The following is an 11,197-nucleotide window of genomic DNA, read 5'->3' on the forward strand; positions in this document are numbered from 1 at the left end:
TTTTTATAGTTGAATAAATTGGAAGTTTAATAGTTTTTATTTTAACTTTCCATTTAAAAATCGATCATATAAGTCATGGAAATAGTTAGGACGAAATAAGTTCGCTGCATGTCCCGCTAACGGTATTTCCTTATATAGAACGTTAGGCAAAATAGATTTCAAATCAAATAGACAAGATTTATAGAGATGATCATGCTCTCCCATTACCCATAGTATAGGGTGAGGAAGTGATTTTAATTTAGATTTTAAATCGAATTCTAACCGATGTCGTAATGACTGGGCAATTATGGATGAATGTAATTGTAATCCGAAACGGTAGTAAATATTTCTTGAAATGACTGCGAACGGATTTGCTTTTAATATACCGCTTGGAAAAATAGTATTTGCGTATTGAGAGAGCCATTTAGAGTATTCATCTCCTCGCTTCTCCCAAAAATTTTGAAATACATTATATAAACGAGAAGGGTTATTGTAATGTCCTCCAATATGACAAATACTTAATACTTTTTCTGGATGCATTTGTGCAAAAATTGTAGAGATGTAACAGCCGTAACTTAGCGCACAAATATGTGCTTTTTTAATACCTTCTTGTTCATATAAGTTTAATAATTGATCTACGAGGCGCTGTAATGAAAAGTCGATTGCTTCTCCTTTATCATCACCGTGACCTAATAAGTCATAAGTTATAATGTTGTAGGAGGCAGAAAATCGTTTTTGCTCTTTTTTGAAGGCGCGACGATTGCCAACTAATCCATGAATAAAAATAATTGTTTCCTTTTCAGAATGTATATTTGTTTGCAAAAAGGATACTCCTTTCACTAACTGGAGATTTATATCGTGTTTTAAATTATTTATCTATAATTTACATAGAATAATATTAAGTACCAGGTAATAATATCAGATGTTTATATCTGTTGTAAAGATGAGTTTTTATGTATATTTTGTAAAAATAGAAAAAGTGTGTTTACATTCAGTTTACATTTGTATCGTATTCTAATTTTAGAAAGAACAGTTTTGTTTAACATGAGGAGATGAACAGGAATGGAAGTTAGAAATGAAATAAAGAAAAAAGGGAGTTGGAGGCAGTTTTTACGCCTTATTCAAGATACAAATCCTCCGAAAGGAATTTTAGTTTTTGCGTTGTTAATGAGTTTGCTTTCTACGGGAGCGAGTTTATTTATTCCTATGCTGACAAAAGGATTAGTAGATAATTTTTCGCTTTCTTCAATTAGTGCAGGACAAATTGTTGGGTTAGTTGCTTTCTTTGTAATGCAAACTATTGCGGCAGGGTTGTCTATATATTTACTAAATTATATTGGGCAGAAGATTGTAGCGGGACTAAGAGAACGTTTGTGGAAAAAGGTACTTATCTTGCCGGTATCTTATTACGATCAAAATAGAACAGGTGATACTATTAGCCGTATGACGAATGATACAGGTGTTGTGAAAACGTTAATTTCTGAGCATTTGTCAAACTTATTAACAGGTGGTATTTCAATTGTTGGATCGTTAATTGTATTATTTGTTTTAGATTGGAAAATGACTGCGTTACTTTTAACGGTTATTCCGTTGTCTGTGTTAATTTTAGTTCCACTTGGACGAAAAATGTATAAGATTTCAAAAGCGCTTCAAGATGAAACTGCATCTTTTACAAGTGTGTTAACGCAAGTGTTATCAGAAATTCGTTTAGTGAAATCTTCAAATACAGAAAAGAGAGAATATGAAACGGGTAATACAGGTATACAAAAGTTATTACAATTTGGTTTGAAAGAAGGAAAAGTGCAAGCATTAATTTCGCCAGTTATGTCGTTTGTTTTAATGGCACTACTTGTTATTATCGTAGGGTATGGCGGGATGCGAGTTTCTAGCGGTGCATTAACAACCGGTGAACTTGTAGCGTTTATTTTGTATTTAGTTCAAATTGTAATGCCAATGAGTCAATTATCTATGTTCTTTACACAATTCCAAAAGGCAATTGGTGCAACGGAAAGAATTAGTACGATTTTAGAATATGAAGTAGAAGATCATGAAACTGGTGTGAAAGTGACAAATGCTAAGCAACCGATCGTTCTTGAAAATGTACATTTTGAGTATAACGAAGAAGAGCAAGTTTTGAAAAATATTGATTTCACAATTGAATCTGGAAAAGTGACAGCGATTGTAGGACCAAGTGGTAGTGGGAAAACAACGTTATTCTCATTACTGGAACGTTTTTATGAGCCAACTAGTGGCGCCATTAAATTAGGGGAAGAATCAATTACGAGTTATTCATTACAGTCATGGCGACGTCAAATCGGTTACGTATCACAAGATAGTCCGTTAATTGATGGAACAATTCGTGATAATATTTGTTATGGCGTCGAGGGCGAAGTAACGGATGAAGAAATTGAAAAAGTAGCAGCAATGGCATATGTTGATGCATTTATTCATGACTTACCAAACGGTTATGCAACAGAAGTTGGAGAACGCGGTGTGAAGCTTTCTGGGGGACAAAGACAGCGAATTGCCATTGCCCGAGCGTTACTTCGAAATCCGCAAATTCTTATGCTAGATGAGGCGACTTCAAGCTTAGATAGTAAATCTGAGTCTGTCGTTCAAAAAGCGTTAAATAACTTAATGAAAGGCAGAACAACGTTAGTGATTGCGCATAGACTTTCTACTGTTGTAGATGCAGATAAAATTGTCTTTATTGAAAAAGGGAATCTTACAGGTAGTGGTACGCATGATGAATTATTACAGACGCATGATATGTATCGTGAGTTTGCAACGCAGCAATTGAAAATTAAAGAGGGTGCATTATAAAATGAATCATCAGTGGGATTTTACTCCACTGATGATTCATTTTTAAACAATATATTAGATGCTAAGTAGAAAGGAAATGGTTCCTTTGATACCTAAAATTTTAATAGTAGATGACGATCCACACATTAGAGAACTCGTTTCTGTATTTTTAGAACGAGAAGGTTTTCAAACATATGAGGCAATTGATGGAGTAGATGCACTTCAGAAAATGGATGACGTAAAAGTCGATATGGTTATTCTTGATATCATGATGCCAAATATGGATGGATTTGATGTATGTTTTGAATTAAGAAAATACTATGATATCCCGGTTCTGATGCTAACTGCCAAAGGGGAAACATCACAAAAAGTAAAAGGATTTCACCTTGGGACAGATGATTATCTTGTAAAACCATTTGACCCTATAGAATTAGTAGTGAGAGTAAAGGCATTATTGAAACGTTACCAAATTACAGTTTCCCAATCGATTCAAGTTGGAAATGTATTATTAAATCGTAAAACATTCGAAGTTACATCTGGAGAACAAACGGTTACATTACCGTTAAAAGAATTTGAGCTGCTCTTTACTTTAGGGTCTAAATCGGGAAGAACTTGTTCGAGAGAGCAATTAATTGAAGAAATATGGGGATATGATTTTGAAGGGAATGAACGTACACTAGACGTTCATATTAATCGGTTACGTGAGAAGTTTCAAGAAGAGCAGTCGAAATTTAGTATTAAAACAATAAGAGGATTAGGGTATCGCTTAGAGGTAAGTAAATGAGAAAAAGAAAACGATTGAGTAAGTTGAAGATGCTGAAAGTATTTGGAGCGGTATTAGCGCTCTTTTCTTTTCTTACTATCATTTGGTCTATCGCATTTTATGTAGCAACTAGTATATTGAATGCTTTTGACGTAAATGTATCGCCATTTGTTGCCTTTCTAATTAGTGATATGGTCGGTTTTGTATTTATTATTCTTATTTGGACATTAATTGGAATATTAATGAGGCCAAAACGAGAGGCAATGATTTGGACTATTATTGAACCGATACAAAAAATTGCAAAAGGAGACTTCTCCGTAAAAATACGAAATGAAGAAAAGTATGATGGAGAAATTGGCGTGCTCGTAAAAAGTATAAATGATATGACAGATGAACTGAATACGATGGAGAAAATGAGACAAGAATTTGTATCGAATGTTTCTCATGAAATACAGTCACCATTAACTTCTATAAAAGGATTTGCTAGAGCACTACAAGACGATAATCTTTCTGAGGAAAAAAGAAAACATTATCTTACCATTATTGAAACTGAAACAACGAGATTATCTAAACTAAGTCAAAACTTATTGAAGCTAACTCTTTTAGAATCAGAAGAGTATATACCAGAAAGAGTGAGTTATCGGTTAGATCAGCAGTTAAAGCAAATTGTGTTAAATAGTGAACCACTCTGGGTTGAAAAAGAAATCGAGTTAGAACTAGATTTAGAAAAAGTACATGTTATTGCTGACCAAGAAAGTATGAGTCAAGTGTGGATTAATTTAATTCATAATAGTATTAAATTTACTCCAAGCGGTGGCACGATTACTATTCAGTTAAAGGAACATGAAACAGTAGTGGAAGTGCGCATCCGTGATTCAGGAATTGGTATATCTGAAGAACAGAAACAACATATTTTTGAGCGTTTTTATAAAGCGGATTCTTCACGAAATCGTGCCTATGGAGGAAGTGGCTTAGGTTTAGCTATTGTAAAAAAAGTACTCGACCTTCATCATGGGGAAATAAAAGTTGAGAGTGAGGAAGGAAAAGGTACTGAATTTATTGTGTGTATGCCGAATCATGAAGAGAAATAGTGTTAGAAAGAGAACATTCTAACACTATTCCTCTTTAAAAATGCATTTACCGTTACTGCAATTATATTGATAAGCTTTTCCTTCGCTATTCATACGATATGAGTAATCGGATTCTTTATCTTTCTTAAAGTCAACGTATGCTTCTGCACCGTTTTTATCGTCATCTATATCAATGAATTGAACGTTTCGTATAGAATAATTTTTCTTTTCTCTTAAACCTCTTCCTTGCAAGTTTGTATGAACACCATCTACTAACTGGTCAAACAACGACCAGTTTAAATTAAGATGTTCAAATGACTCAGTATGTCTTCCTAAAATACCGTTGTCTTGTATTATTTTTTTATTATCATCGTATGTATAAGAGTATGTAAAATATGGTTCGTCTTTATATACTACTGTTGCATAATAGCCAATATTATAAAGGGGAGTATATTTTCCGGTTATGTTTTGTATTTCTTCTTGCTTATAACCTTTTTTAGTATGGAGATAATGGCTAGTATCTTTTTCTATTACTTTATAATTTAGTGGATTACCAAATATAAAATACAGGGCAAACAATATGATAAATAGTCCGACTGCAGTTAGTAACAAGACCCATTTTTTTCTTTTCATACACATACACTCTCCTATGCTGGATTTGTTTTTATTTTACATGAATAATGGTAAAAACATGAAACTTATAAACAAAAACTTTCTATAGTTACCTATAAGTAACCTACGCACATGAAAGTGCATCATTGCCTTTTTACATAAACATAGATACAATTTTAATATAATACATAACTGAGATGATTAAGGAGTGTTATACTTGGCAGAATTATTACAAGGCAAAAATGCTTTAATTACAGGAGCAGGTAGAGGGATTGGTCGCGCTGTCGCAATCGCATTAGCGAAAGAAGGCGTAAATGTAGGACTATTAGCTCGTTCAGAAGAAAACTTAAAAGCTGTAGCGAAAGAAGTAGAAGCAGAAGGTGTAAAAGCTGTTATTGCAACTGCTGATGTTTCTTCATACGAAGAAGTGACTACTGCGATTGAAACGTTAAAAAATGGTTTAGGATCTATCGATATTTTAATTAATAACGCTGGTATTTCTAAGTTCGGTAAGTTTTTAGAATTAGATGTTGCTGATTGGGAAAAAATCATTCAAGTAAACTTAATGGGTGTATATTATGCAACTCGTGCTGCTTTACCAAGCATGATTGAACAACAATCTGGTGATATCATTAACATTTCATCTACAGCAGGACAAAAAGGTGCACCTGTAACAAGTGCATATAGTGCTTCTAAATTTGGTGTCCTTGGCCTAACAGAATCGTTAGCGATGGAAGTTCGCAAACATAACATTCGTGTAACAGCTTTAACTCCAAGTACAGTAGCAACTGATATGGCTGTAGATTTAGGATTAACTGATGGAAACCCTGATAAAGTAATGCAAGCAGAAGATATTGCAGAATTTATCGTAGCGCAGCTGAAATTAAATAAACGTACATTTATTAAATCTGCTGGGCTTTGGTCTACTAATCCATAGGAATTAAATTTAACTTTAAAAGAAGGGATATCTATTCTGTAAGGGGTAGATGTCCCTTCTTTATTTTTTGTATTCGAGACAGAATTTTCGGTATAATTAAAAGTGAATGGTAGAAAGCATTGGGAAATTGAAAGGGATGGTATTTACATGAGTACAATTGAGAAATGGACGGCTGTTGATCAATATATGAGTGATGTATTAATACCGAAAGATTCTACATTAGAAGGGGTTCTTCAAACTAATGTTGCAGCTAATTTGCCAGCACATGATGTATCACCAATGCAAGGGAAGTTTTTACAACTATTAGTACAAATTCAAGGGGCTCGTAATGTTTTAGAAATTGGCACGCTAGGCGGGTATAGCACGATATGGCTTGCTAGAGCATTGCCATCTGGAGGCCGAGTTATTACATTGGAAGCAAGTGAAAAACATGCTGAAATTGCACGTAGCAATATTGAACGTGCTAATTTGAATGATAAAATTGAAATACGAACAGGATTAGCGTTAGATTCTTTACAACAAATAAAAAATGAGAAGTATGAACCTTTTGATTTTATTTTCATAGATGCTGATAAACAAAATAATCCTGCTTATTTTGAATGGGCACTGAAACTATCACGCCCAGGTACTGTAATTATTGGAGATAACGTAGTACGTGAAGGAGAAGTTATTGACAATACTAGTAGCGATCCTCGTGTACAAGGAATACGCCGTTTCTATGAATTAATAGCTGCTGAGCCACGTGTTAGTGCTACAGCGCTTCAAACTGTCGGAAGTAAGGGATACGATGGGTTTGTGATGGCAGTTGTAAAAGAGTGATGTAAGGAGGAAAAAAGGATGAAAAAGAAGTTTCAAAAATTATAACATGTATCGTGTATAACGAGATTAGCTCGTGGACCTCCAGTATACATAGCATTATATTATATATTAAAAAATTGGAGGATATAAGTAGATGAGAACTGAAAAAGAAATGTTAGACGTAATTATAAATATAGCAAAAGAGGATGAAAGAATTCGAGCAGTTATCATGAATGGATCGCGTGTAAATCCAAATGTGAAAAGAGATTGTTTTCAAGACTATGATATTATGTATGTTGTAAATGATATACAATCTTTTACGTCTAATCATAATTGGGTTCATAGATTTGGAGAAATAATGATAGTACAAATGCCAGAAGAAATGTCGTTAGTTCAACCAGATGAAGATGGGAAGTTTCCGTATTTAATGCAGTTCATGGATGGGAATCGGATTGATTTAACGCTAGTTCCAGTTGAGTTAATAAAAAAGTTCGTTGGACAAGATAGTTTAAGTAAATTACTTCTCGATAAAGATAATTGTATGGAAGGATTCCCGCCAGCAAGCGATAAAGATTACTTAATAAAAAAGCCTACAGAAAAAGAGTTTTTGGATTGCTGTAATGAATTTTGGTGGTGTAGTACGAATGTGGCAAAAGGGCTATGGAGAGAAGAGCTTTCTTATGCAAAAGGAATGCTTGAAGGACCAGTGCGAGATATGTTCATCGTAATGCTAGAATGGTATATTGGTATGAAAACAGACTTTACAGTTAATACAGGGAAGTTTGGAAAGCATTTCGAGCAATATATTGAAGAAGATATGTGGGAGCAATTTAAAAGGACATTTTCTAATGCAGAATATGAAAATATATGGGAGTCATTCTTTGTCATGGGTAATTTATTTAGGGAAGTGGCGAACGAAATCGCTAACACATATGAATATCAATATCCGCAAGATGATGATGATAAAGTGACGAACTATTTAAAACATGTGAAAGCTTTGCCAAAAGATAGTACATCGATTTATTAATAATAGTAAGCAGTAAGACTGTCCTAATTAAGGACAGTCTTATTTTTGTTTATGAATAACAATTTCTCTAACAAAGTGCAGATGAATCACATATGAAAATTTAGGGAGGTTTTTTATCATGTATTATTTTTATTCGCCACAAATGTTTGCTCCATATCAGTGGGGACTAGAACGAGATGTTTCGTATGCTTATATGCCATATAACTCATTTTATTATGGAGACTATATAAGCGCATTGCCATACGCATATACCCCTCCAAGCTATGAAGTACAAATGAAAGCAGATGATCGTGGATCGTGGACACCATTTTCGTGGGTCGAAAAATATGCGTATGCATTTTCAGGTCCTTACAATAAAGCAGAAGTAGCTCTTACATTTGATGATGGGCCAGATTTAGTCTTTACGCCAAAAATATTAGATAAGTTAAAACAACATAATGTAAAAGCGACTTTCTTCCTGCTTGGTGAAAACGCAGAAAAATTTCCGAACGTAGTAAAGCGTATTGCAAATGAAGGGCATGTAATTGGTAATCATACGTACAGTCATCCGAATTTAGCGAAAGTAAATGACGCTGAGTACCGTAATCAAATTATAAAAACGGAAGAAATATTAAAACGTTTAGCCGGCTATGCTCCTAAATTTATACGTCCACCGTATGGTGAAATACTTGAAAATCAATTGAATTGGGCAACTGAGCAAAATTTTATGATTGTACAGTGGAGTGTTGATACAGTTGATTGGAAAGGTGTAAGTGCCGATACGATTACAAATAATGTGTTAGGGAATTCATTTCCAGGTAGTGTCATACTGCAGCATTCTACTCCAGGTGGGCATTTACAAGGATCTGTTGATGCACTAGACAAAATCATTCCGCAGTTAAAAACGAAAGGGGCACGTTTTGTAACACTTCCAAGTATGTTCCAGACATCGAAAGAAAGAAAGAAAGTGAATGTGTTATAAATTGGAAAAATAAGGGTTATGTCGTATAATGAAAGTGTAAGTTAGGGGGGATATAATTGATTGATGCACTAGTAAACATAGGAATAAGCATATTGATTGGTATTATTTTTATACTTGCGGCAATTATTCTTCAAAAAAATCCACCGACCGATATTAATGCGGCATATGGTTATCGTACGAAACGATCTATGAAAAATAAGGAATTATGGGATGCGGGTAACAGGTATAGTGCAGAAGTGATGAAGCAAAACGGATTCATCATGATGTTAATTGGAAGTGTTATTAGTATACTGTTTAGATATCCACATACAATAATAGCGATTATAGTGGTTATGCTGTTATTAATCATTCGTTTATTTATACAAGTAGAGAGTAGATTAAAAATACTTGAACAATAATAAAAAAATAGGACTCTACGCAATATTATGCTAGGAGTCCTATTTTATTTATAAACTATTATTTTTTAATAATTCTTTTCCTTGCTCTATAACAAATTCATAGTATGCAAGATCATACGGATAAATATCTTCAAATGTTATCGTAATCGGTGTATTGTTTAAGACTGAAATAGTCGTTAAAGATGAAATCTCTCCTTTTAATAGTTGTAGAAAAGAAGTTGCATGTACTTTCATCACATCGTCTACTTCTTCACCTGGTGCGAATGGAAGTGGATTGATGACGTTGTGAAAATACATATGACAAAACTCGCGATCAGTAAGATTTGAAATTTCATAATCTATTTTAAAGATTCCCTTGTATGTTAAATCATTAGTTTGAAAGGAAAGCCCTAATTCTTCCTCAATTTCACGAAGACCACCAATTTGTACATCTTCATCATGCATAATATGTCCAGCTGAAGTAATATCCCATATACATGGAGCTTCTTTTTTATTTTTAGAGCGTAATTGGAAATATAAAAACATATCTTCATTATCTTTTTCTACAAACCAGCAATGAAATGTTTCGTGCCAATCGCCGTCACGATGCACTTCATCACGTAATTTCTTCCCAAGTGTATTTCTTTCAGGATCAAATATTGTTAACCACTCTGTCATTTTAATTCCCCTTTCCTCAAATTTTATTATACAATATTTGTATTGAATTTTGGGAAAATAAAGAAAAAGGAGTGGTTATAAGTGGGGATAGAGGGTACGGAAATAAAATCGATTATTTCAACAGAGGAAGAGTTACGGAAAATATTGGGGCAACCAAGTGAGCGAGCATTGAAAAAAGTTATTTCATCATTAGACCACCATTGCGTAGATTTTCTTTCTAAATCTCCTTTTCTAGTATTATCCACTGGAAATAAGTTGGGGGAGTGTGACGCCTCGCCGCGAGGAGACGCACCTGGATTTGTATACGTACTCAATAATAATAAAATTATCATTCCAGAAAGACCAGGAAATCGTCGTATAGACTCCATTTTGAATATTATTTCAAATCCACGTGTAGGACTAATCTTTTTTATTCCAGGTCTTGGGGAGACACTCAGAATAAATGGCCGAGCGTATATTACAAACGACGAAGAAATTTTGAAAGAAATTCAGGCGAATGGACGCAATCCGTTGCTTGGAATTGTTGTTGAAATAGAAGAGTGTTATATTCATTGTGCAAAAGCGTTTATTCGTTCTAAGATGTGGGATCCAGAATCTTGGTTAAATAAAAAAGAGTTACCTTCAGCAGCAAAAATGTTGCTGGAGCATGCGAAAGTGAATACTTCAGAAGAAGATGTTGCACGTTCTTTAGAAGAAAGTTATACAAAAAGATTGTATTGAAATTTTATTAATATAGTTTTGTAGAGCGGATATGTACGGGTTTTAGAATGGGGAATTTATATATGAACCGTTGATTTATAAACTGGAGAAATAACAAAATAGGTAAATTGAGTGGCGGTTGCATAATGATATTGTGAAATATAATAAAAAAAATTCTTGAAAATAGTTAGTAAAAATAGGCTTGCTTTTTAAAAAGTTGATAACTATAATAAATTAACAAATAGACATGAACGAAAAAGTAACGATAAGGACAAGAAATCATTTTTACGGTTTACAGAGAGGGAAGCCAAGGGTGTGAGCTTCCTAACACGAGAAATGATTTTACCACCTTTGAACTTCAATAGTGAACGAGTAATCTAGTAATTATTGACGGTATCAGCCGTTATCTGAACTTGAGCAATCTAGGGAGAAATACGTCTAGATTGGAACAAGGGTGGAACCACGAAAACACATTCGTCCCTTTCCTAGGGATG

The 11,197-nt window shown here is 33.9% G+C and carries 12 protein-coding genes and 1 other annotated feature; of the genes, 9 read left to right on the top strand and 3 right to left on the bottom strand.

The window, feature by feature from the left end; genetic code table 11:
* Window positions 1-36 precede the first annotated feature (36 nt).
* Window positions 37-801 carry an alpha/beta fold hydrolase gene (locus ACTJJY_RS25360; protein WP_001194306.1) on the bottom strand — a complete coding sequence of 255 codons (765 nt, stop codon included), beginning with the start codon at window positions 799-801 and terminating at the stop codon, window positions 37-39.
* Between the two features lie 240 nt (window positions 802-1,041).
* Between ACTJJY_RS25360 and ACTJJY_RS25365 the strand changes: the two genes are divergently transcribed.
* The 3 genes from ACTJJY_RS25365 (at window position 1,042) to hitS (ending at window position 4,635) form a co-directional block, all read left to right on the top strand.
* Window positions 1,042-2,802 (top strand): ABC transporter ATP-binding protein, encoded by a 1,761-nt coding sequence (locus ACTJJY_RS25365; RefSeq protein WP_065704339.1) that lies wholly within the window; start codon window positions 1,042-1,044, stop codon window positions 2,800-2,802.
* Window positions 2,803-2,887: 85 nt separating this feature from the next.
* Window positions 2,888-3,565: an envelope stress response regulator transcription factor HitR gene (hitR, locus tag ACTJJY_RS25370; protein ID WP_000612414.1), complete on the top strand. Its 678-nt coding sequence runs from the start codon at window positions 2,888-2,890 to the stop codon at window positions 3,563-3,565.
* On the top strand, window positions 3,562-4,635 hold the full coding sequence (hitS, locus tag ACTJJY_RS25375; protein ID WP_440606884.1) for an envelope stress sensor histidine kinase HitS: 1,074 nt from the start codon (window positions 3,562-3,564) through the stop codon (window positions 4,633-4,635). The genes hitR and hitS overlap by 4 nt, the downstream gene beginning before the upstream one ends.
* 24 nt (window positions 4,636-4,659) lie before the next feature.
* Here the strand turns inward: hitS and ACTJJY_RS25380 are convergent, their stop codons facing one another.
* A complete protein-coding gene (locus ACTJJY_RS25380; protein WP_440606885.1) occupies window positions 4,660-5,247 on the bottom strand; it encodes a DUF3139 domain-containing protein in 588 nt (195 codons plus the stop codon).
* 196 nt (window positions 5,248-5,443) lie between these two features.
* Here ACTJJY_RS25380 and ACTJJY_RS25385 point away from each other — a divergent pair, with 196 nt between their 5' ends.
* The 5 genes from ACTJJY_RS25385 (at window position 5,444) to ACTJJY_RS25405 (ending at window position 9,347) form a co-directional block, all read left to right on the top strand.
* On the top strand, window positions 5,444-6,163 hold the full coding sequence (locus tag ACTJJY_RS25385) for a 3-ketoacyl-ACP reductase (protein WP_000818985.1): 720 nt from the start codon (window positions 5,444-5,446) through the stop codon (window positions 6,161-6,163).
* A 147-nt stretch (window positions 6,164-6,310) separates the two neighbouring features.
* A complete protein-coding gene (locus tag ACTJJY_RS25390; RefSeq protein ID WP_440606886.1) occupies window positions 6,311-6,982 on the top strand; it encodes an O-methyltransferase in 672 nt (223 codons plus the stop codon).
* 133 nt (window positions 6,983-7,115) lie between these two features.
* Complete coding sequence (locus tag ACTJJY_RS25395) at window positions 7,116-7,988, top strand: aminoglycoside 6-adenylyltransferase (RefSeq protein ID WP_440606887.1); 873 nt, start codon at window positions 7,116-7,118, stop codon at window positions 7,986-7,988.
* Window positions 7,989-8,106: 118 nt separating this feature from the next.
* Complete coding sequence (locus ACTJJY_RS25400) at window positions 8,107-8,949, top strand: peptidoglycan-N-acetylglucosamine deacetylase (RefSeq protein WP_440606888.1); 843 nt, start codon at window positions 8,107-8,109, stop codon at window positions 8,947-8,949.
* Between the two features lie 59 nt (window positions 8,950-9,008).
* Window positions 9,009-9,347, top strand: coding sequence for an SdpI family protein (locus ACTJJY_RS25405; protein ID WP_025118474.1), 339 nt, complete (start codon window positions 9,009-9,011; stop codon window positions 9,345-9,347).
* Window positions 9,348-9,395: 48 nt separating this feature from the next.
* On the opposite strand, the gene ACTJJY_RS25410 is transcribed toward ACTJJY_RS25405, so the two are convergent.
* Window positions 9,396-10,004 carry an NUDIX hydrolase gene (locus ACTJJY_RS25410; protein ID WP_000141352.1) on the bottom strand — a complete coding sequence of 203 codons (609 nt, stop codon included), beginning with the start codon at window positions 10,002-10,004 and terminating at the stop codon, window positions 9,396-9,398.
* Window positions 10,005-10,085: 81 nt separating this feature from the next.
* Between ACTJJY_RS25410 and ACTJJY_RS25415 the strand changes: the two genes are divergently transcribed.
* Window positions 10,086-10,724 (top strand): pyridoxamine 5'-phosphate oxidase family protein, encoded by a 639-nt coding sequence (locus ACTJJY_RS25415; RefSeq protein WP_440606889.1) that lies wholly within the window; start codon window positions 10,086-10,088, stop codon window positions 10,722-10,724.
* A 232-nt stretch (window positions 10,725-10,956) separates the two neighbouring features.
* Window positions 10,957-11,188, top strand: a binding site (T-box leader).
* The last annotated feature ends 9 nt before the right edge of the window (window positions 11,189-11,197 follow it).

Origin of the sequence: Bacillus sp. 22475, assembly GCF_052044835.1 — a bacterium.
Taxonomy (GTDB): Bacteria; Bacillota; Bacilli; order Bacillales; family Bacillaceae_G; genus Bacillus_A; species Bacillus_A cereus.